Origin of the sequence: Anaerostipes hadrus ATCC 29173 = JCM 17467 (genome assembly GCF_030296915.1) — a bacterium.
Classification (GTDB): Bacteria; Bacillota; Clostridia; order Lachnospirales; family Lachnospiraceae; genus Anaerostipes; species Anaerostipes hadrus.
The window spans coordinates 2,735,709-2,757,500 of the sequence record NZ_AP028031.1; the positions used below are offsets into that span (position 1 = coordinate 2,735,709).

Sequence of the window (21,792 nt, forward strand, 5' to 3'; positions counted from 1 at the left end):
CCTTATTGATCATTCCGCTTCTCGTATAATTTGCAACTCAATACACCTGAAAAACACCAAATGATAAATAGCAAAATCATAAATACAATGGTCGGGAATGGCAGATTTAATAACAATTGCTGCAACCTATATGGGTAAAGCATTCCAAGAAAACATACGATCATCGCTGCAGATACCCTTCCTTCGTCATATCCATATCTGCACAAAATCGGAAATACAAATATCATATCCAATGTACCGTTAATCCATATAGCTTTTACAACACGACCAATAAAGTAAATATTGATTCTGCCCACTATCATCTTCTGGCAGATCATACTTCCTGCAAAAACTAAGATACTCGCGATTATCACGATCCCAAAACCAAAGATATATTTTGAAACAACAATCTCCCTTCCATTGATTGGAAATGTTGCTCTGTACATATCCCAATTTGATTTTTTTTCATATTCTACCGAATGCATTAGAATATAGAAAATCGTTATTACTGCACAATATATCCAAAAAGATTCATCAGGGAAAAAGTCTGTATTTTTTATAATTGGCAGCAATACTCCTAACCCCAGCATTGCCAGCATATGTATCCGATACTGACTCCACAAACTATACCATTCTTTTCGTATTAATCCTTTCATACCCACACTTCCTTCTATTCTTCCTGTCCTTTTGAGAGAAATACGATAATTTCTTCTAATGTTGCCATATCTGTCTTATAATCTTTCGGCATCTTCGATCTGTCTACCAATGCTTCAACTCCATATGGATTTTCTCTTACTCCTTTAACTGCCTGTTCGTCAAATTCTTTCAGCTCTTCTTTGGAACATTTTAAGATTCCATATTGTTCAATCAGGCAATCTTTTTCTTCATATAATTTCAAACTTCCCTGATCAATATATGCAATATAATCACAAAGTCTTTCCAAATCACTCACGATATGAGAAGATATTAAAACAGACTGATCTTCTGCCCTTGTAAATTCATAAAGAATATCTAAAATCTCATCTCTCATAAATGGGTCTAGTCCGCTCGTTGGTTCATCTAGAATTAACAGTTTTGCATGATGTGAAAGTGCCACCGCGATTGCAAGTTTCATCTTCATTCCTTTCGAGTAATTCTTAAACTGCTTTTTCCATTTTGGAAGTTCAAACTGATCGATCAATTCATAATATCGTTTTTCATCCCAGTTTCTATAAATATTTTTCATGATATTGTTCATCTGGTCTGCTGTCACATATTCTGGAAATGATGGCTCATCCAGAACGACTCCAATATCCTGTTTTGTCTCTGTAAAATCTTCCTCAATATTCTTTCCTAACACATAGATTGTTCCGCTGTCTTTGTGAATCATATCCATAATCAGACGGATCGTAGTACTTTTCCCTGCCCCATTCTTCCCGACAAGTCCAAGAATACAACCTTCTGGTAGTGAAAATGTCATATCTTTCATTTCAAATCCTTTAAATGACTTTGATACATTTTGTAATTCTAATGCATTCTTCATTATTCATCCTTTCCAATGATCTTGATCATTTCGATCAGATCATCTTTTGTTAACCCGCATGTTCTTGAAAGCTTCACTGCTTTCTCCAAATATTGTTCTACCTTCTTTAAATTCTCCTCCTTGATAAGCTCCAGATTCTTCTCCGCCACAAAACAGCCTTTTCCTGCCACAGAATTAATAAATCCATCTTTCTCAAGCTCATCATACGCCCTCTTTGTTGTGATCACACTGATCCTTAAATCCTTCGCAAGTCCTCGAATCGATGGAAGCATTTCGCCAGCTTTTAGTTCTTCTGTAATGATCAAATTCTTGATCTGTTCATAAATCTGTTCATAGATTGGCTGATTCTTGACATTGCTGATTATGATTTTCACTTAATTCTCTCCTTTCTTTGTTTTACTGTATATGTACAGTATATACAGTTTGATTTGTAATTGTCAAGATAAAAGAAATAATCACAAGCAGTAATTTCTTATTACCACTTGTGATTATTATCTATGCTATATTCTAATTTGTTAAATTTATAAATCTTCTATTTCTTTCAAGATTTCTTCTACTTCAGGTATATCAACCTGACATTCTTCTGCTATTTTTTCCTTTGAAAAACCTTGTTTTTTTAATCTTATACATTGTAAAAATAGTTGCTTTCCTTCCTTTCTTCCCTCTTCCAATCCTTCTTCTCTCGCAGTTTTCATCCTGCTGATTTCATCACTATATGCCATTTCTTCTCGCAAATACAAATATCGTTCTCTTTCATCCTGACTCATTTTATACATCTCATCTTTCACCGCCTCTCTATATGGATTTCCTTTAATCGTATCGTCAACTTCTTTCCAATCTTTTGCTGCAAGTAATTTTGCCCAATAGTATAGTTCCGTTTCTTTTTCTTCCTTGGCAGCATTTTCTAATTTCTTTAATTGTACCACGTGAAATTGCAATTTGTCATTATATTCTTCCCCTGTTTTTATATCCAATAATTTAATATGATGATGAAAACCTTGACTCCTCATCAAATTAAAATCTAAAATACCTATATGTATACATGGTTCTAATTCTCCATATGATTGTCCGTGATAAAATCCATCTGTAAACATCCTGCAATTATAAAACAAACTTCGTTCCGTCCAATCATTCTGATAACGATTTTGCATTTCTATATTGATTTTCTTATTATTGTTCAGATAAATTTTTACATTTTAATCCAAAATAAAAAGGCGACTTCATATCGCCCTTTATTTACAACTAATTATGCTATCTCAATCTGACACATCTTCATAGCTTCCAACGCATTCCTATGACTCTCAGGAGTCACTCCTGCACAGCATGAAGAATCAACACTTACCTTCACTTCCGGCAGTGCTGCTTTAATCAGCATTGCATTGGATATCACACAGATATCCGTACATAATCCAATCAGTTCGATTTCAACTTCCTGATCTTCATATGTTTCCTTCAATATCTGTGCCAGTTCCATAGAACCAAAAGTTCCTTTTCTACAGAAATCATGGACTTCTGCTTTCGTCTCTGCGATTGCCCGCATGATTTCGCTGTTTAATGCCCAGCCGTCTTCTCCACAGATACAATGTTTGACTGGAAGATTCTTTCCTTCCTGTGTGGAAAGATAATCTTCCTCATGTGTATCGAGTGTTCCATAGATATCACCCTCAAAATTACGAATCTTTCCCGCAACAGGTGTTACGATCTCCTGTGCTTCTTTGGTTCCAAGGCTTCCGTCGATGAAATCATTCTGCATATCGACGACAATCAGTATATTTCTCATGAAAGTTTAGCTCCTACCAGCTGGTTTACAAGTTTACCGTCAGCTTTTCCTTTGACTCTTGGCATCAGGTTCTTCATAACTTTTCCTTTGTCTTTCATTGTTGGCGCATCAATTCCAAGTTCTGCTAATACAGCATTGATTTCAGCTTCGATCTGTTCTTCGCTCATCTGCTCTGGTGCAAACTCTTCTAAGACTGCTAATCTTGCTTTACATTCATCAATGATATCTGTACGATCAGCAGGGCAAGTATCCATTGTCTCTTTTGTCTGTTTGATCTCTTTTGCGATAATTGTGTTTTCTTCTGCCTCTGTCAGATCTTCTCTCTTATCGATCTGTGCGTTTTTTAATGCACTTAATAACATAGAAAGACTTTCTTTTCTCTCTTTGTCCTTATTCTTCATCGCTGTCATCATTTCTTTGCGGATTACATCAATCATACTCATAGTTTCTTATCCTCCTGTATAAATGTTCTCTTGACATCTATTGTAGCACAAAATACTATCTTCGTTTCACTAATTTTACAACATGACTCAATTATATTTCCCAAGAATGCCGGCTTCCTTCCAATTTTCTCTGATACGACAACACCAGATAATCTTCTTTATATTTTCTGATCTCCAGAATATCTGGCTTCGTGATTTCTGGAAAACCTGCTTCTGAAAATACATGAATATATCTCTTCTCACAAGGTTTGTCGTCTTCGATCACTTGTCCTGCATCGATATAGGCACTTTCGATATCCAGACGTTTCCCCTGTCTTGCAGTGATCTTTGTCTGTTCATATACTTCAACATCCTTCGTCATAAACAAAAACAACTTCACTGGATGGACCTGAATGCTTGTCTCTGAAATAATTTCAAGATCACATGGAATATGTTGTCTTATAATATAATTTTTCAAAATACAGAGCTCTTTAAATTCATTCATGTTCGTTGCTTTCAAAATCCCCATGCCACCAAGTTCTGGCATATCTCCAATACTTTTTTCTTCAATGATCATAACTGATCTTCCCATTTCTTTTTGAAAATTTGCCTCTATTGCATGTTTCAGGGTTGCACCTACATATAAAATATCTGTTTTTTTATCTCTTTTTAAAATCGGATAAACTGGAAATTCCATCTGTTCCTGCCAAATAGAATGCATATACTACTACCTCCTAAAAATTGCTCTCGTAATAGTATATGCATAATTCATCTTAATATTGACATTTTCCTACGGTTCTTGGATATGGAATGACATCTCTGATATTAGCAATTCCTGTTGCGTACATTACCATACGTTCAAATCCAAGACCAAATCCTGCGTGTCTTGTGGAACCATATTTGCGAAGATCTAAATAGAAATCATAATCTTCTGGTTTCATACCTAATTCTGTGATTCTCTCTTCCAGTTTCGCAAGATCATCTTCTCTCTGGCTTCCCCCGATGATCTCTCCAATAGCTGGCACTAAAAGGTCCATGGCTGCAACCGTCTTGTTGTCTTCATTCATCTTCATATAAAATGCTTTGATCTCTTTTGGATAGTCTGTGACAAACACTGGTTTCTTAAAGATCTTCTCTGTCAGATAACGTTCATGCTCTGTCTGAAGATCAATTCCCCAAGATACTTTATATTCGAATTCATCATTGTGTTCTTCTAATAATTTTACTGCTTCTGTATAAGTAACTCTTCCAAAATCAGAAGATACTACATGGTTCAAACGTTCTAATAATCCTTTATCTACGAATTTATTAAAGAACTGTAATTCTTCCTGTGCATGCTCCATCACATAATTGATGATATATTTGATCATCTGCTCTGCAAGGATCATATTATCCTCAAGATCTGCAAATGCGATCTCTGGCTCGATCATCCAGAATTCTGCTGCATGTCTTGTTGTATTGGAATCTTCAGCTCTGAAAGTTGGTCCAAATGTATAAATATTGCGGAATGCCTGTGCAAAAGTCTCTCCTGCAAGCTGTCCGCTGACGGTTAAGCTGACTGGCTTCTTAAAGAAATCCTGTTCATAATCAACTTTTCCTTCTTCAGCGATCTTGTTAAGATCCATCGTTGTTACCTGGAACATCTCTCCAGCACCTTCACAGTCCTGTCCTGTGATCAATGGTGTATGCACGTATACAAAATCACGTTCCTGAAAGAATTTATGGATCGCATATGCAATCTGAGAACGAACTCTGAATACTGCCTGAAACGTATTCGTTCTTGGTCTTAAATGAGAGATAGATCTTAAATATTCTAATGTATGACGTTTTTTCTGTAATGGATAATCGGATGGGCATTCTCCCTCGACTTCTACACTCTTTGCATGAATCTCAAATGGCTGTTTCGCATCTGGTGTCACGATCACAGTTCCATTAACGATCACAGCTGTTCCAACATTTAATTTGCTGACCGTATCAAAGTTGCCCATCTCCTGATCATATACAACCTGAATCGGTTCAAAAAATGTACCATCATTAATAACCAGAAATCCGAATTTCTTTGATCCACGATTGCTTTTTACCCAGCCGCAGATCTCTACTTCTTTCTGATCATATTCTTTGTAATTTCGGAATAATGTTCTTCCTGTCATCATTTCCATGTTATCTTTGTCCTCCGTTTTTCACTTAGAATTCAAATAAATTCAGCCCGATTTCTTCATCAAACTTGCGGTCAACTGTGCCTTCGATCTCAGTTAATACAAGTTCTCCGGTTCCGCTGATCACTGCTTCTGTCAGATGACCTCCATAGACATTCCCTGATTCATCCGCAACACTGATATGGAAGTGTGTATAAGTTTCCCCATTCATAGTATTGATATTCCCACCAATGGAAACGATCTCAAGATCACCTTCCCATGTATGGCCTTTGAATACTTTTTCCTTTGTATCAAAAACACCAGCTGTTACTTTGCCTGCTGCCCCGATTCCTGTTAAGTATGCAAGTTTGATATTTTCTTTTTGGGCGACCTCTTTTAATTTTGCACAGATTTCTTCGCCTTTGTCAATTCTTATTACGTATTGATTGTTGAATTTTTTGTATTCCATGATCATCGACTCCTTTTTGATTTTATAATCCTGCATATATCTTAACGCACGTGCTATTTCTTTTCTAGGTGTTTTCATTGATTTTATTAAAAAAATGGATGTCTTCTTGTCTAAGAAAACATCCATCTCTTCAATCTTTATTCTACTTTCATTTACCTGACCCCTACCATGGAATAATCACAAATAAACCACCCGCAAGCAATGCTCCAATAATTGGACCTACAACTGGAATCCATGCATATCCAAAGTTAGAATCCCCTTTCCCTGGGATTGGAAGAACTGCATGTGCAAGTCTTGGGCCTAAATCTCTGGCTGGATTAATCGCATATCCAGTTAATCCACCAAGTGACATACCAATGGAAACGATGATTGCAAATACGAAGAAATAGTTAAGTCCCATAGAACCTGCATTTTCCACATTTCCGATTCCAAGAATCGCAAAAACTAAAACAAAGGTTCCAATGATCTCACTTAACAGGTTTAATCCTGTGTTTGCAATAGAAGGTCCTGTACAAAATACTCCTAATTTTGTTCCCTGATCTTTGGTTACCTCAAACTGCCCTGCAAATAAGACATACACAAGGACTGCTCCTACAAATGCTCCTGCAAACTGAGCGATCACATATCCTGGCACCATAGACCAAGAGAAATTACCAATCGCCGCAAGTGCGATCGTAAGTGCCGGGTTAAAATGAGCTCCTGATGAAGATCCAAAAATAAATGCTGGTACAAGTACCGCAAGTCCCCATGCAAATGTAATCTGCACAGCCCCTGCACCTTTCATTCCTGATCTTTCAAGGTTTACATTTGCTACAACTCCATCTCCAAGCAAGATTAAAAGCATTGTTCCGATAAATTCTGCAATATAAGGTAACATAGTTTTTCCCTCTTTTCTCTTAATTTTTTAGTTTTGCATGATATATTAATTTTTAGCCCATCCGAAAGAATATTTTACTGCCTTTTCCCATCCTGCTAATTTTTCTTCTCTTTCGTCCTCTTTCATTTCTGGATGGAACTTGCGGTCAATATTCCAGTTGTTGATAACGTCATTTTTATCTTTCCAGTATCCAACGGCAAGTCCTGCAAGATAAGCTGCTCCCATTGCAGTTGTCTCAACACATCTTGGACGACGTACTTCTGTATTAAGAATATCTGACTGGAACTGCATTAAGAAGTTGTTTGCACTTGCTCCACCATCAACTTTTAATGCACTTAATTTGATTCCGCTATCTGCTTCCATTGCTTTTAACACATCATATGTCTGATATGCCAGAGATTCTAATGTCGCACGAATCACATGATATTTATTGACACCTCTTGTGATACCAACGATTGTTCCTCGTGCATACTGATCCCAGTGTGGCGCACCAAGTCCTGTAAATGCAGGAACTACATAACAGCCATTTGTATCTTTTACTTTTGAAGCCATATATTCAGAATCTGGTGATGAATCTACCAGTCTCATCTCGTCTCTTAACCACTGGATTGCTGCTCCTGCAACAAAAATAGACCCTTCTAATGCATAATTAACTTCTCCATCTAAGCCCCATGCAATGGTTGTGATCAGTCCATTATCAGAAAATACTGGTTTTGTTCCTGTATTCATTAACAGAAATGCCCCTGTTCCATATGTATTTTTGGCCTCCCCTGCTGTAAAGCATGTCTGACCAAACAATGCTGCCTGCTGATCTCCTGCTGCTCCTCCGATTGGAATTTCTTTTCCAAAATAACTTTCGTCTGCCATTCCATAAACTTCACTGGATGGTCTTGCCTGTGGAAGCATTGATTTTGGAATTCCAAGTTCTTCAAGGATTTCATCATCCCATTCGAGGGTATTAATATTAAATAGCATAGTTCTTGCAGCATTTGAATAATCTGTAACATGAACTCTTCCTTTTGTCAGTTTCCAGATCAGCCATGTTTCTACTGTTCCAAATAAAAGATCTCCTGCCTCTGCTTTTTCACGTGCTCCTGGTATGTTGTCAAGAATCCATTTTACTTTTGTTCCACTAAAATAAGCATCGATCATTAATCCTGTTTTTTGTCGGAATTTCTCTGTCAGACCTTTTTCTTTTAGCTGATCACAATACTCAGATGTTCTTCGGCACTGCCAGACAATTGCATGATATACAGGTTCTCCTGTATTCTTATCCCAGATGATCGTTGTCTCTCTCTGGTTTGTAATTCCGATGGCTGCAACCTGATCTGGTGTAATATTTAACTTGTTCATTGCTTCTACTGCTACTCCAAGCATGGAAGACCAGATCTCATCCGCATCATGCTCCACCCATCCAGGATGAGGAAAATACTGTGTAAATTCCTTCTGTGCAACACTGCAGATCACACCTTGTTCATTAAATAAGATACAGCGGTTACTTGTTGTCCCTGCGTCCAGTGCCATAATGTATTTTTTCATAATAACTACCTCCTATGACTCTTTTATTATATGTTCATATTACATTATGCATAATTTTGTGTCTATTATTTATCTTTTTTTGTGCATTTTTTTAAATTTAAAAGGTCGAAAAAACCCTCTTTTTTCACTAAATTTTGTTCAAAAAGAGAGTATTTTCGTGAATTTCTAATTTTTTATTTTATTATTCTACAACAGTCGTAAATTTTTCCCAAGGAATATCAACTTCTGCGCCTTCATTGATGATCGCATCTACATGCATTAACAATGGGAAGTCATCTAAAGATACAACGCCTCTTTCTGCCAGTTTACGTACGGCACGAGCTGTTCTTGTTGCAATAACGATAGACTCTAAAGTTACACCCTGTAATTCTTCCATTGCCTGATCAAATGTCAGTCCACGTCCTAATAATGTACCAATCTTACGAGTTCTTCCACCGAAGACTGTTACATATAAGTCACCAGCTCCGTGAATGATGTTTTCTGGTCCACCATGAATCAGTTCTAACAGATGGATCATTTCTTTGACACCCTGTCCAAACAATGCTGCCTGAGAATTATAATGTACTGCTCCGATCTCTCCATCTCTCTTCTCTGCTAAACCAACTGCAAGAGACACACCTAATGCATAAGCATTCTTCATGGCTACGGCACACTCAACACCTACAACATCTGTAGAAAGACTGATGTGATAGTAATCTGTTGTTAATAAAGATTTGATGAATTTTAATGTTTCCATGTCTTTTCCACAGAAAGCTACATGGCTGTCATCATGGTCTGCTAATTCATAACTTGTACATGGTCCACCGATGGCGTTAAAGTTAATATGTTTTCCTTCTGGCTGTCTCTGTTCGAAGATATGTGGATAAGGAACTAAAGTTCCGTCATCTAAATCTACCATACCTTTTGTTACTGTTAATAAAGGTACATCTTCTGGTAATACTGGAAGGATTTCGTCACAGAACCAGTCAAGTCCGAAACTGCTTACTCCACCTAAGATTAAGTCTGCTCCTTCTAATGCTTCTTCTAATTCTTCGATCTGATAATATTTGATCCCATCATGAAGAGTTCTCTTTAATGTGATATGGAAATTATCCTTCTTTAATCCATCAATGATATCTCTGTCTAAAGGTGATCCTACCAGACGTACCTCGTGTCCATTTTCGAATGCTGGGAATGTGATCGCAGAGTTCATCTGACCTGCACAAACAAATGTAATAACGCTCATTTGTTATCCTCCTGAAATTTAAATATTTTACTTAATCATTTTATTTATTCTGCTACTTTTTTGCAAGCTACAACGTCAACTCCTAGTCCTAATACGTTAGGGATCACTACATCCCCGATCGCTACAGGAGCTTTCATTGTTACTTTATCTAATTCTTTCATGATATCATAGATTTTACCCTTTGGAATATCACTTGCGGTTTTGACTGGAACTCTTCTTGCAGTCTTTGCTTCTACTCTGACTGTAGAAGTGATCACTCGTGTTGGATTTACCAGTTCTTTTTCTCCGTAAGCGGCTCCTCTTGGGCATCCATTTCCAGTAACCTTATATCCATTTTCTTCATCAACTTTTAAATGACATCCTTTTGGACATACGATACAAATTAAATCTGTCATCTTTATGCACCTACCTTTTCTACAGATACTGTGATCTCACCATTTTCTACTTTATCTAAAAATGCTTTCGGAATAACGATCTTTTCCATTTCTCCTGGTGCCATGTGTTCTCTCTTAAAGGAAGCAAGTTCCTCACCATTTGATCTTACTTTGATCGCTACATCTGTAAATACGTTTCTTGCACGGAACATAACTTCAACTTTCTTGTCTACATTAGATGGACGTACTTTCTGTGGCACGATTCCGTTGACCCCATCTCCATTTTTGATATCAATGCATGTCTGATCTTTTGTTTCTCCATTTTTTACGTATTCTGCAGCACTCTTTCCTGCCTTCTGGCTTTCTGCTGTAACGAAGTCTACCAGGTCATGAACATGAACGACATTTCCACTTGCGAAAATTCCTTCTGCTGAAGTTTCCATGTTTTCATATACAACTGGACCGCTTGTTGCCGGGTCCATTGTGATTCCAGCAGATCTTGTTAATTCATTTTCTGGAATCAATCCAACAGATAATAATACAGTATCTACATCAAATTCCATCTCTGTTCCTGGAATTGGCTGATTCTTTTCATCAACTTTTGATACGATAACTTTCTCAACTCGTTTATCACCCTGAATATCTGTGATCGTATGTGATAAATACAGTGGAATATCATAATCATTTAAGCACTGTACGATGTTACGGTTTAATCCGTTAGAATATGGACAAAGCTCTACACATCCAACTACTTTTGCACCCTCTAAACTCATGCGTCTTGCCATGATCAGTCCGATATCTCCGGATCCTAAGATCAGTACTTTCTTACCTACCATATATCCTTCGATATTCACATATCTCTGTGCTGCACCTGCTGTAAACACTCCAGCCGGACGATCACCAGGGATCGCGATGGCTCCTCTTGTTCTTTCACGGCATCCCATATTTAAGATAATGGATTTACCTTCAAGTTTCATATAACCATTTTTCTTATTCATGGCATGTACACATTTTTCTGTTTCATCTACGTCAAGAACCATCGTATCAAGCATCACTTCGATATTTGTTTCATTTAACATATCAATGAATTTACCTGCATATTCAGGTCCTGTTAATTCTTCTTTGAAATAATGGAGTCCAAATCCATTATGAATACACTGATTTAAGATTCCTCCAAGTTCCTGATCACGTTCTACAACCAGAACTTTTTCGGCACCATTTTTACTTGCTTCCACTGCTGCTGCCAGTCCTGCAGGTCCTCCACCTACAACGATTACATCATACTTCATTATTTGGCACCTCCATCTTTTGTTTCTCCTGTGATAATGTTTGTTCCCAAACGATCCTGTGGAATATCTGCTAATGGTTTATTCAGCTCTCTTGCGATGATCTCCTGAACTCTTGGTCCACAGAAACCACCCTGGCATCTTCCCATACCTGCATTACATCTTCTCTTAACCGCATCAATGGATGTTGCTGGAATTGGACGATGCACTGCGTTGATGATCTCACCTTCTGTGATCGTTTCACAACGGCAGATGATCTTTCCGAATGCTGGATTCTTTTCTACTAATTTTTCTCTGTCTTCATGACTTAAATGTTTGAAGCGGTCGATATGTCTTTCATCTACGATATCTTCTTTTGCTTCTAATGTAAGTCCTGAATTTTCAAGCATCTTTAAAATATCTGGTGCAATTGCACATGCGGATGATAATCCCGGTGACTGCATTCCTGCGATATTAATAAACCCTTTGTTGTTTTTATCTTCATAAATATGGAAGTCATGATCTGCTGTTCTTGCTCTGACTCCAGCAAAATTTCTAATAGACTCTCTAAAATTAATTCCTGGTACAGATTTTAATGCTGTATTTCTCACAAAATCAAGTCCCTGTTTTGTTGTTGATACATCATTCGCCGCACTTGGCTGTGAATCTGGTCCAACGATCAGGTTTCCATGAACCGTTGGAGCAACTAAAACTCCTTTTCCTTTTTCATTTGGACATTGGAAGATTACATGATTGACCAGATTTCCCTGGCTCTTATCCATTAGGTAATATTCTCCTTTATTTGGTGTAATCTCAAATGTCTTTTCATTACACATCTCATTAACTTTGTCTGCGAAAACACCTGCTGCATTGCAAATGTATTTTGCTTCGATCACTCCGTTGTTTGTTTCTATCTTATATGTATCATTTTCTTTTTCGATTCCGGAAACTTCTGTATTAAGTTTCACTTCAACTCCATTTAATACGGCTGTTTCTGCAAGTGCCAGGGCTAATTCCCATGGACTTACGATTCCTACATTTGGAGAACTTAAAGCCGCAACAGCTTTGTCTGAAAGATTTGGTTCTTCTTTTAGAAGTTTTTCTTTATCCCAGATTTCCATATCAGGAACTCCGTTTGTGATACCTCTTTGTTTTAATTCTTCCAGTGTTTTCTTTTCTTCTTCACTGAATGCAACTACCAATGCTCCGATCTGTTTGTAAGGTACATCCAGTTTCTCACATAATTCTTTTGTATAGACATTTCCTTTGATATTGTACTCTGCCATCTTTGTTCCAGGCTTTGGATCATATCCTCCATGGATGATCGCGCTGTTTGCTTTTGTTGTTCCTACAGAAACATCATTTTCCTTTTCAACGATTACAGCTTTCACATTATATTTTCCAAGTTCGTAGGCGATAGCGCAGCCTGTGATCCCTGCACCGATAATTGCTACATCATACACTGTTATTCCCTCCTGTTTTTCACTTGCTTTTGTTGCTTTCTGACTCTATCTAACCATAATTTTTTTTGCCTGTCAAACCCGTCAAACGCCTATTTTATGCGGTTTTCAGAGTTTTTCTATTAATCATTTTATTTGATTAATAAATGATTTCTTTCACGGTTTTTGGATTATTTTTCTTAAAGTACGTGTTCACTTGTTTTTTGTATTAATCAATTGTATAATATTAATAATCGCTAGCTTATTTTGATTAGTAATTCGAATTAATCAAAATAATTTTTGATTTATCTATTGCAAATGAAATGTATAGAAAAGAGGGTACTATTTATGGGAAAGCGAAACAAAGTAACAACAAGAGATATTGCTGAATACACCGGTGTATCACAGTCTACTGTCTCTATGATCTTAAGCAACAAACCACATGTTTCTTTTTCTAAAGAAACAATCGATAAAGTAAGACAAGGTGCAAAAGAACTTGGTTACAAGAAGCCTGTTGCAGGTGTAAAAAAGAAAGAACAGGCACTTGCTAAGAGTATCATCGTTATTTGTCCACTTCTTTCGAATGGTTATTATTCCATGATCATTCATTCGATCACAGAACGTGCCAAAGATTATGGTTATACCGTATTTACTGTCAGTACATTGAGGGACGTCTCTCAAGAAGAACTCTATTTAAACCTTTTATCTGGGTTTGAACTTGCAGGCGTAATTTCTTTATATCCACCAACAAAGATTGCACAGGCAAATGCATTATCTAAGCAAGTCCCTGTTGTTTCCATCGGTGATAAACCAGATGCATGCCGTTTTGATGCAGTTGAACTTGACAGTAAAAAGCCTGGATATATTATTGCTGAACATCTTCTCTCTCTTGGACATAAGCATATTACTTATATCTGTACACCGATCCGCCCAAAAGAGATTGGCCGGATCCATCGTCTTGCTGGGCTGCGTTCTTGTTTTAAAGATCATGGTCTTGATCCAGAATGGGTGGAGGTAAAATCTCCTACGATTGCTGCTTACGGAAGATATTCTGCGGATAATTCTGAATATCAAAACGGATATGATATGGCTTCTCAAGCTTTAGATGAACATACTTCTTCCACTGCTTTTGTGGGGAATAATGATATGACGGCTTTTGGTATCATGGCTGCGATCTCTGATCATGGATTCCGTGTTCCTCATGATTACTCTGTCTGTGGATTTGACAACATTCCTTTATCTTCCATGCCTCAGATTGCTTTAACTACGATCGAACATGCTTCTTTGGCAAAAGGTCGTGAAGCTGTGGATATTATATATAAGAAGAACACGCAGAAAAATATCTCTGCCAAACATCATTATATTATGCGAATGGAATATGAACCTGAACTGATTGTTCGTAATTCTACTGGGAAATGCAAAATAACAAACAAAACAAAAGAATGTCACAACATCTCCTGAAAAATATGACATTAGTATGCATTGATTTTCATACACTCTGTACGTTATCATATAACCATGATAAACGTTTATGAGTAACAAATAAGGAGGGCGCATGGCCAGCAAACTTCTAAGTAATGAATTCCAGAAACACATTTGTCTGGATTATGAATGTACTACAATTGAAGAAGCAATCCACAAAGCAGGTGATCTCTTAGTTCAAGTCGGATGTGTAAAACCACCCTACATTAATGGTATGATCCGGCGAGAACAAGAAACTTCCACTGATATCGGATTGGGGGTTATGATCCCCCATGGCACAGAAGACACTCTGAATTTTGTTTTAAAACCGGGAATCAGTATTGTTCAGATCCCACATGGAGTTTCTTATCATGGAAATACCATACATCTGGTGATCGGCATCTCAAGCCGTGAGGAAGATTCTCTGCAGGAGCTGATGCAGATTACTGATATTTTATTAAAACCTGAAAAATGCCATCAATTTTTAAATGCTTCTTCAAAACAGGAATTCATTGATATGATCAATCAGAATTATGTAGAAGAAGGAGAGTTGTAAAAATGAAAGAAAAAACTAGTATTTCACAAAAACTCCAGAAATTTGGTTCCGTTCTTGCAGGAATGGTTATTCCAAATATCGGAGCGTTTATCGGATTTGGTTTAATTACCGCATTCTTTTTGGAAACAGGATGGACTCCAAATGCAAAACTTGCAAAACTGATCAGTCCAATCTTAAATTACTTACTTCCAATCTTAATTGGACATACTGGTGGTAAAATGTTTGGTGGCGATCGTGGTGGAGTTATCGGTGCTCTCGTTACCATGGGTGCGATCGTAGCCGTTGACGGAACTCCAATGTTCTTAGCCGCTATGATCTTAGGACCTGTTGCTGGTGTTTGCATTAAGAAATTTGACCAGGCAGTGGATGGAAAAATCCCTTCTGGATTCGAAATGATCGTAAATAACTTCTCACTTGGTATTATCGGTGCTATCCTTTGCTGTTTCGCAATGTTAGTATTCGGACCAGTTATGGAAACTGTAACTACTGTATTAACAAATGGTGTAAACTGGATCGTAGCACATAATGCATTACCATTATCTGCAATCTTCGTTGAGCCAGCCAAAGTATTATTCTTAAATAACGCATTAGACCATGGTATCTTCGGACCAATTGGTTATGAACAGGTTAAGACTTTAGGACATTCCGCATTATTCCTATTAGTGCCAAACCCTGGTGCTGGTCTTGGATTATTATTAGCTTACTGGTTCTTCGGAAAAGGAGAAATGAAAGAAGCTGCTCCTGGAATGATCTTGATCCACTTCTTCGGTGGTATCCATGAAGTTTACTTCCCATATGTATTAGCAAACCCATTAACGATCATTGGTATGATCGCTGGTGGTATCGTCGGAACAGGAACACTTACATTCTTAAATGTTGGTACTGTTGCCACACCATCTCCTGGTAGTATCTTCTCTGTCGTAGCTCTTTCACCTAAGAACTGTATGTTCGGAGTTTTATTAAGCGTCGTATTATCATGTGTTGTATCATTCTTATTAAATGCTATTTTCGTAAAACGTATGGTAGCAAAAGGTGGAGACACATCTCTCGGAGAATCTGTAGTACCAAAAGAAGCAATGGGATCTTCTGCTAGTTCAAATGAATCTACTGCAATAACAAATGACAGTAGTCTTGGAGTTGCCGGAATAGATATCAAAAATATTAAAAAAATCGTTGTTGCGTGTGACGCTGGAATGGGATCTTCTGCAATGTCTGCAGCAGCATTAAAGAAAAAAGTAAAAGCCGCAAATCTTCCAATTGAAGTTATCAATACAGCAATCTCAAAGATTCCTGATGATACTGACCTGGTCATCACTCATGTAGAATTAACTGGAACAGCAAAAGCTGCCCAGCCTAATAAACAACATTTATCTATTTCAAACTACCTAAAAGCTCCTGAGTATGATCAGTTAGTTGAAAGATTTAAAAATGAATTATAATTAAACAATCAATGAACACATTATCAAAGGCTAAGGACTTATCTCCTTAGTCTTTGATGCTATCACAATACAAAGATATGACTATAGAAAGGAATTTTTATGAAAGCTGTTATGTATGGTGCTGGAAGCATTGGCCGTGGCTTTATTGGCGCATTATTCTCTGAAATCGGCTATGAAGTCGTTTTTATCGATGTAAACGATGACGTGATCCATCTGATCAACAAAGAGAAAACTTATCCTCAGATTATTATGAACGAGGAACAACCTGTTCACTGGATCAAAAATATCCGTGCTGTGGATGGAAAAGACCCTGAAGCTGTCAGCAATGAAATCGCTGACGCTGATATTATGGCAACTGCTTTAGGTGCTGCAGTCCTTGAGAAAGTGGCTCCTGTCATTGCCCAAGGGCTTTTAAAGCGTTGGGAGAAAGAATCTTCGAATACTCTGGATATCTTAATCTGTGAGAATCTGATGGATGCTGATGTACTGTTACGAGACTATTTATTAAAAGCTCTTCCAGAAGATAAACATGCTCTGTTTGAGAAAAATGTTGGTCTTGTAGAAACTTCCATCGGAAGGATGGTTCCACCTGCAGATCCTGATCTGATTCCAGAAGATGAACATCCATTGGCTGTTCGTGTAGAACCTTATGATTTCCTTCCAGTTGATAAAGCTGCTTTCAAAGGGATGATTCCTGAATATAAGAAGATCATTCCTTATGAACCTTTCCATTACTATCTGGAACGTAAATTATATGTTCACAACATGGCCCATGTCACAACGGCCTTTTTAGGACAATATTTAAATAAAACCTATATTCATGAGGCTGCCCATGATATTTATATTCAGTCTATCGTACGTGGCTGTATGACAGAAAGCTGTATGATGCTTTCAGAGAAATATCAGGTACCTTTCTCAAAGTTAAATGCGCATATGAATGATTTACTGCATCGTTTTAAAAATTCTTATTTAAGAGACACCGTTACTCGCGTTGCACGTGATCCTATGAGAAAACTTCAGCCTTCAGATCGTCTGATCGGTGCTGCAAGAAGCTGTGAAGCACTGCATATTACCCCAGTATATCTTTCATTTGCAATCGCACTTGCACTTTCATTTATGGAAGGAGAAGATGCTTTAAATCTTATGGAAACTGTCTGTAAGATCAAGAAAGAAGAACCTATTGCCAAACACATTATTTATTTTTATAATAAGATTAAAAATAAAAATATTTCTCTGGATCAATTATATACAATAATTGATAATCTTCAATCTGATATCCAGGGTGAAACTATTTAGAAAGAAAAGGTGAGTTATGCTGATCTCAGATCGTTCAAAAGAAATCATTGAAAATTTAATGAATGCAAATGGTCCGTTAACCGTATCGGCTCTCTCTAAGAAGCTTGGTGTTACTGAACGCACCATTTATCGACAGATTCCTGAAGTTACCGAGATCATAGAATCATATGATCTTACTTTAGATAATTCTTCTGGAAACGGTTTTATGATCTTTGGATCGCTCTATAATCTTAAACGATTAAACAGTGCTTTTGAAGAAGTCAAAACAGAACAAAATTATTCCAACAAAGAGCGTGTTGACATCATTCTTTTGACTTTATTAAACGAAGATGATTATATCAAAACTCAAGCTCTTGCAATTGATCTAAATACTTCTTCTCAGACAATTCGAAATGATTATCAGTCTATGAAAGAAAAACTTCAGGGACATAATGTTCAATTTGAAACCAAGAAAAGTGAAGGAGTCCGATTAACTGGCCATGAAATTCCAAAAAGGCATTTATTTGTAAATGTCTTACTTCAAAATATTGCTCCCGATAACTTTTTTGACTGGCTGAAAGACAACAATTATCGACCAAACCATTTTATTGATCTTTTAAAGAATTTTGACTACGAAGAACCTTTAAAAGTTCTTTATCAGAAAATGCAAAACGTTATTCGTAAAAGGCATCTAAATATTTCAGATAAAGAACTTCAGGAATTTCTTGTCTTGATCGCTATTTTTATTAAACGACATTCCTATATAAATGATCAAGAGGATATCTTAAAACTAACGATCCAAGACTCAAATACAGATTATGAAGATCATTTTCGTCAAGATATCCTCAAAATTCTTGAAGTTGATTTTAAAATTCAGCTTTACGATAATGAACGGGATTATTTTCATTGGATGATCCATCTATACGTTGGACGTTCACACTATGAATTGAATCAACAGATTTCTGCTTTTCAGAATCTTGATCATATCAGCAGCCTGATCAATGAAATTGAAAAGAAATTTCACTTTCCATTTAGCGAAGACAAGAATCTTGCGGAAAATCTTCTATTACATATTAATATGGCAATGGAACGGATTCAAAGTGGTATTACCGTAACAAATCCAATGTTAGAAGATATTTATCAGTCTGATCCAAAACTTTATGAAATCGTGAAAGAAAGCTTTCGTAATATCTTCCAGCCTATAAAAATCCCTGAAGATGAAATAGGTTATATTGTTATTTATTTTATTGCATCTATGGATTATCTAAGCAAGAATTCGATTTCTGTTTTGGTCGTATGTTCTACCGGAATCGGTTCTTCCAAGATGCTGCGAAGCCGTCTGGAACGAGAATTTTCTGAAATTGATGTTAAAAAGATCATTTCTTTACATAAATTGCATGATGAAAAACTGGATCAATATGATTTCATTATTTCCACCGTGCCCCTTGATCTTGATGAGAGTAAATATTTATGTGTTTCTCCTCTGCTCAATGAAGAAGAAAAAGAGAAAGTACGAAAACAAATTGATATCTTAAATAAAAGATAAAGAAATAGTACACTAAATTTCTATTAAACGGAAATCTTGTGTACTATTTCTTTTTTATACCTAAGATTTTTACAAAAAGAAAAAGACCTTAGATATTTTCTAAAGTCTTTCTTAGTTGCGGGAGCCGGATTTGAACCAACGACCTTCGGGTTATGAGCCCGACGAGCTACCAGACTGCTCCATCCCGCGATATTAAATTACAAAAGAAACACTAAAATTAGTGCTTCTAAAAGGCGTCGACCAGATTTGAACTGGTGATCAGGGAGTTGCAGTCCCATGCCTTACCACTTGGCTACGACGCCATATTAAACTATATGCTCTTTCCGTAAAAAGATGACTCCAACGGGATTTGAACCCGTGTTACCGCCGTGAAAGGGCGGTGTCTTAACCACTTGACCATGGAGCCTTATTCTTATGACCGCTTCACGGTCTATGCAGTATCTTAAATACTACGAAACTCCCCGAGCCGGGCTCGAACCAGCGACAGCACGGTTAACAGCCGTGTGCTCTACCAACTGAGCTATCGAGGATTATTATAAGGTCTATTCTTATTATATCATATACCTTCAAAACAACATACAAGAATCTTTCTACATCTCTTACACTTCAGCCTTCTTTGGTTAAAGCCTCGACCGATTAGTAACAGTCAGCTCCATACGTTACCGTACTTCCACCTCTGCCCTATCTACCTCGTCGTCTTCAAGGGGTCTTACTACCTTTCGGTATGGGAAATCTTATCTTTAGGGGGGCTTCACGCTTAGATGCCTTCAGCGTTTATCCCTTCCAGACTTGGCTACTCTGCTATGCACTTGGCAGTACAACAGATACACCAGCGGTCCGTCCATCCCGGTCCTCTCGTACTAAGGACAGCTCCTATCAAATTTCCTCCGCCTGCGCCGGATAGGGACCGAACTGTCTCACGACGTTCTGAACCCAGCTCGCGTACCGCTTTAATGGGCGAACAGCCCAACCCTTGGAACCTGCTACAGCTCCAGGATGCGATGAGCCGACATCGAGGTGCCAAACCACTCCGTCGATGTGAACTCTTGGGAGTGATAAGCCTGTTATCCCCAGGGTAGCTTTTATCCGTTGAGCGATGGCAATCCCACTTTATACCACCGGATCACTAAGTCCTACTTTCGTACCTGCTCCACCCGTCGGTGTCACAGTCAAGCTCCCTTCTGCCTTTGCACTCTTCGAATGGTTTCCAACCATTCTGAGGGAACCTTTGAGCGCCTCCGATACCCTTTCGGAGGCGACCGCCCCAGTCAAACTCCCCGCCTGACATTGTCCCCTGACCGGCTTACGGCCACAGGTTAGAAATCCAACATGGTAAGGGTGGTATCCCAACAGCGACTCCGGTACAACTGACGTCATACCTTCTCAGTCTCCCACCTATCCTGTACATACCATGCCGAATCCCAGTATCAAACTGGAGTAAAGCTCCATGGGGTCTTTCCGTCCTGGCGCAGGTAACCAGCATCTTCACTGGTATTTCAATTTCACCGGGTGTATCGTTGAGACAGTGCCCAAATCATTACGCCTTTCGTGCGGGTCGGAACTTACCCGACAAGGAATTTCGCTACCTTAGGACCGTTATAGTTACGGCCGCCGTTTACTGGGGCTTAAGTTCAAAGCTTCGCTTGCGCTAACCTCTCCCCTTAACCTTCCAGCACCGGGCAGGCGTCAGCCCATATACTTCACCTTGCGGTTTTGCATAGACCTGTGTTTTTGCTAAACAGTTGCTTGGGCCATTTCTCTGCGGCCACTCTCATGGCACTCCTTCTCCCGAAGTTACGGAGTCATTTTGCCGAGTTCCTTAACAATACTTCTCCCGTCGGCCTTAGGATTCTCTCCTCATCCACCTGTGTCGGTTTGCGGTACGGGCACATATAAAACAATAGCGGCTTTTCTTGACAGCCAGGGGCCTGGACTTCCCTACTTATGTTCGGTACGCGTCACGTCTTCAGATCGTGCTGCGGATTTGCCAACAGCACTCCTACCTCGCTTGCACCGGGATCTCCACTCCCGGATTCCATTCCCTGTCTGTGTCCCCACAGTTCTGTTTATATGCGGTACAGGAATTTCAACCTGTTATCCATCGACTACGTCTTTCGACCTCGCCTTAGGTCCCGACTTACCCAGAGCAGATCAGCTTTACTCTGGAAACCTTAGATATTCGGCCTGAAGGATTCTCACCTTCATCTCGCTACTCATTCCGGCATTCTCTCTTCCTGGCAGTCCACCACTCCTTACGGTATGGCTTCATCCCGCCAGCAATGCTCCTCTACCAATGTTTACACATTCCTAAGCTTCGGTGTCGTGTTTCAGCCCCGGACATTTTCGGCGCAGGGACTCTCGACTAGTGAGCTATTACGCACTCTTTCAATGAATGGCTGCTTCTAAGCCAACGTCCTAGTTGTCTTAGAATCCCCACATCCTTTTCCACTTAACACGTACTTTGGGACCTTAGCTGTAGGTCTGGGCTC

The 21,792-nt window shown here is 38.3% G+C and carries 20 protein-coding genes, 4 tRNA genes and 1 rRNA gene (1 of these 25 cut by a window edge); 5 read left to right on the forward strand and 20 right to left on the reverse strand.

What is annotated here, in order from left to right:
* Positions 1-2: 2 nt before the first annotated feature.
* The 15 genes from QUE18_RS13305 to QUE18_RS13375 all read right to left on the reverse strand — a co-directional run bounded on the left by QUE18_RS13305 (position 3) and on the right by QUE18_RS13375 (position 13,050).
* Entirely contained in the window at positions 3-635 is a 633-nt protein-coding gene (locus QUE18_RS13305) for an ABC-2 transporter permease (RefSeq protein ID WP_008393154.1), read from the reverse strand.
* A gap of 14 nt (positions 636-649) precedes the next feature.
* Positions 650-1,501 carry an ABC transporter ATP-binding protein gene (locus QUE18_RS13310; RefSeq protein WP_009204133.1) on the reverse strand — a complete coding sequence of 284 codons (852 nt, stop codon included), beginning with the start codon at positions 1,499-1,501 and terminating at the stop codon, positions 650-652.
* A complete protein-coding gene (locus QUE18_RS13315; protein WP_009204134.1) occupies positions 1,501-1,875 on the reverse strand; it encodes a GntR family transcriptional regulator in 375 nt (124 codons plus the stop codon). The genes QUE18_RS13310 and QUE18_RS13315 overlap by 1 nt, the downstream gene beginning before the upstream one ends.
* Positions 1,876-2,022: 147 nt before the next feature.
* The gene (locus QUE18_RS13320) at positions 2,023-2,688 is read right to left on the reverse strand and encodes an Rpn family recombination-promoting nuclease/putative transposase (protein ID WP_330380032.1); all 666 of its coding nucleotides are present in this window, start codon (positions 2,686-2,688) and stop codon (positions 2,023-2,025) included.
* A 59-nt stretch (positions 2,689-2,747) separates the two neighbouring features.
* Positions 2,748-3,281 (reverse strand): cysteine hydrolase family protein, encoded by a 534-nt coding sequence (locus tag QUE18_RS13325; protein ID WP_009204136.1) that lies wholly within the window; start codon positions 3,279-3,281, stop codon positions 2,748-2,750.
* Positions 3,278-3,724, reverse strand: a complete 447-nt coding sequence (locus QUE18_RS13330; RefSeq protein WP_008393170.1) for a GatB/YqeY domain-containing protein — start codon at positions 3,722-3,724, stop codon at positions 3,278-3,280. The genes QUE18_RS13325 and QUE18_RS13330 overlap by 4 nt, the downstream gene beginning before the upstream one ends.
* A 91-nt stretch (positions 3,725-3,815) precedes the next feature.
* Positions 3,816-4,424: a hypothetical protein gene (locus QUE18_RS13335; protein WP_008393171.1), complete on the reverse strand. Its 609-nt coding sequence runs from the start codon at positions 4,422-4,424 to the stop codon at positions 3,816-3,818.
* Positions 4,425-4,476: 52 nt separating this feature from the next.
* Positions 4,477-5,862: an asparagine--tRNA ligase gene (gene asnS / locus QUE18_RS13340; RefSeq protein ID WP_008393172.1), complete on the reverse strand. Its 1,386-nt coding sequence runs from the start codon at positions 5,860-5,862 to the stop codon at positions 4,477-4,479.
* Positions 5,863-5,887: 25 nt separating this feature from the next.
* Complete coding sequence (locus tag QUE18_RS13345; protein WP_009265234.1) at positions 5,888-6,307, reverse strand: PPC domain-containing DNA-binding protein; 420 nt, start codon at positions 6,305-6,307, stop codon at positions 5,888-5,890.
* Between the two features lie 163 nt (positions 6,308-6,470).
* Positions 6,471-7,184, reverse strand: a complete 714-nt coding sequence (locus QUE18_RS13350) for an MIP/aquaporin family protein (protein WP_008393174.1) — start codon at positions 7,182-7,184, stop codon at positions 6,471-6,473.
* A gap of 45 nt (positions 7,185-7,229) precedes the next feature.
* The gene (gene glpK / locus QUE18_RS13355; RefSeq protein WP_008393175.1) at positions 7,230-8,723 is read right to left on the reverse strand and encodes a glycerol kinase GlpK; all 1,494 of its coding nucleotides are present in this window, start codon (positions 8,721-8,723) and stop codon (positions 7,230-7,232) included.
* A 181-nt stretch (positions 8,724-8,904) separates the two neighbouring features.
* Positions 8,905-9,948, reverse strand: coding sequence for a glycerol-3-phosphate dehydrogenase (locus tag QUE18_RS13360; protein WP_008393176.1), 1,044 nt, complete (start codon positions 9,946-9,948; stop codon positions 8,905-8,907).
* Between the two features lie 44 nt (positions 9,949-9,992).
* Positions 9,993-10,343 (reverse strand): DUF1667 domain-containing protein, encoded by a 351-nt coding sequence (locus QUE18_RS13365; RefSeq protein ID WP_008393177.1) that lies wholly within the window; start codon positions 10,341-10,343, stop codon positions 9,993-9,995.
* A gap of 2 nt (positions 10,344-10,345) precedes the next feature.
* Positions 10,346-11,611 (reverse strand): NAD(P)/FAD-dependent oxidoreductase, encoded by a 1,266-nt coding sequence (locus QUE18_RS13370; RefSeq protein ID WP_008393178.1) that lies wholly within the window; start codon positions 11,609-11,611, stop codon positions 10,346-10,348.
* Positions 11,611-13,050: an NAD(P)/FAD-dependent oxidoreductase gene (locus QUE18_RS13375; RefSeq protein ID WP_009204138.1), complete on the reverse strand. Its 1,440-nt coding sequence runs from the start codon at positions 13,048-13,050 to the stop codon at positions 11,611-11,613. The genes QUE18_RS13370 and QUE18_RS13375 overlap by 1 nt, the downstream gene beginning before the upstream one ends.
* A 324-nt stretch (positions 13,051-13,374) precedes the next feature.
* Here QUE18_RS13375 and QUE18_RS13380 point away from each other — a divergent pair, with 324 nt between their 5' ends.
* The 5 genes from QUE18_RS13380 to QUE18_RS13400 all read left to right on the forward strand — a co-directional run bounded on the left by QUE18_RS13380 (position 13,375) and on the right by QUE18_RS13400 (position 19,303).
* Positions 13,375-14,487 carry a LacI family DNA-binding transcriptional regulator gene (locus QUE18_RS13380; RefSeq protein ID WP_009265237.1) on the forward strand — a complete coding sequence of 371 codons (1,113 nt, stop codon included), beginning with the start codon at positions 13,375-13,377 and terminating at the stop codon, positions 14,485-14,487.
* A gap of 94 nt (positions 14,488-14,581) precedes the next feature.
* Positions 14,582-15,043 carry a PTS mannitol transporter subunit IIA gene (locus QUE18_RS13385; protein ID WP_008393181.1) on the forward strand — a complete coding sequence of 154 codons (462 nt, stop codon included), beginning with the start codon at positions 14,582-14,584 and terminating at the stop codon, positions 15,041-15,043.
* Between the two features lie 2 nt (positions 15,044-15,045).
* The gene (locus QUE18_RS13390; protein WP_009204139.1) at positions 15,046-16,482 is read left to right on the forward strand and encodes a PTS mannitol transporter subunit IIBC; all 1,437 of its coding nucleotides are present in this window, start codon (positions 15,046-15,048) and stop codon (positions 16,480-16,482) included.
* Positions 16,483-16,581: 99 nt separating this feature from the next.
* A complete protein-coding gene (locus QUE18_RS13395; protein ID WP_009204140.1) occupies positions 16,582-17,778 on the forward strand; it encodes a mannitol dehydrogenase family protein in 1,197 nt (398 codons plus the stop codon).
* 16 nt (positions 17,779-17,794) lie between these two features.
* Positions 17,795-19,303: a BglG family transcription antiterminator gene (locus QUE18_RS13400; protein WP_009204141.1), complete on the forward strand. Its 1,509-nt coding sequence runs from the start codon at positions 17,795-17,797 to the stop codon at positions 19,301-19,303.
* A 115-nt stretch (positions 19,304-19,418) separates the two neighbouring features.
* Here QUE18_RS13400 and QUE18_RS13405 read toward each other — a convergent pair.
* The 5 genes from QUE18_RS13405 to QUE18_RS13425 all read right to left on the reverse strand — a co-directional run.
* Positions 19,419-19,492 (reverse strand) — tRNA-Met (locus QUE18_RS13405).
* Between the two features lie 42 nt (positions 19,493-19,534).
* Positions 19,535-19,605 (reverse strand) — tRNA-Cys (locus tag QUE18_RS13410).
* A gap of 32 nt (positions 19,606-19,637) precedes the next feature.
* Positions 19,638-19,709: transfer RNA gene (locus tag QUE18_RS13415), tRNA-Glu, on the reverse strand.
* Between the two features lie 51 nt (positions 19,710-19,760).
* Positions 19,761-19,833 (reverse strand) — tRNA-Asn (locus QUE18_RS13420).
* Between the two features lie 86 nt (positions 19,834-19,919).
* Positions 19,920-21,792 (reverse strand): 23S ribosomal RNA (locus QUE18_RS13425) (it continues 1,015 nt past the right edge of the window).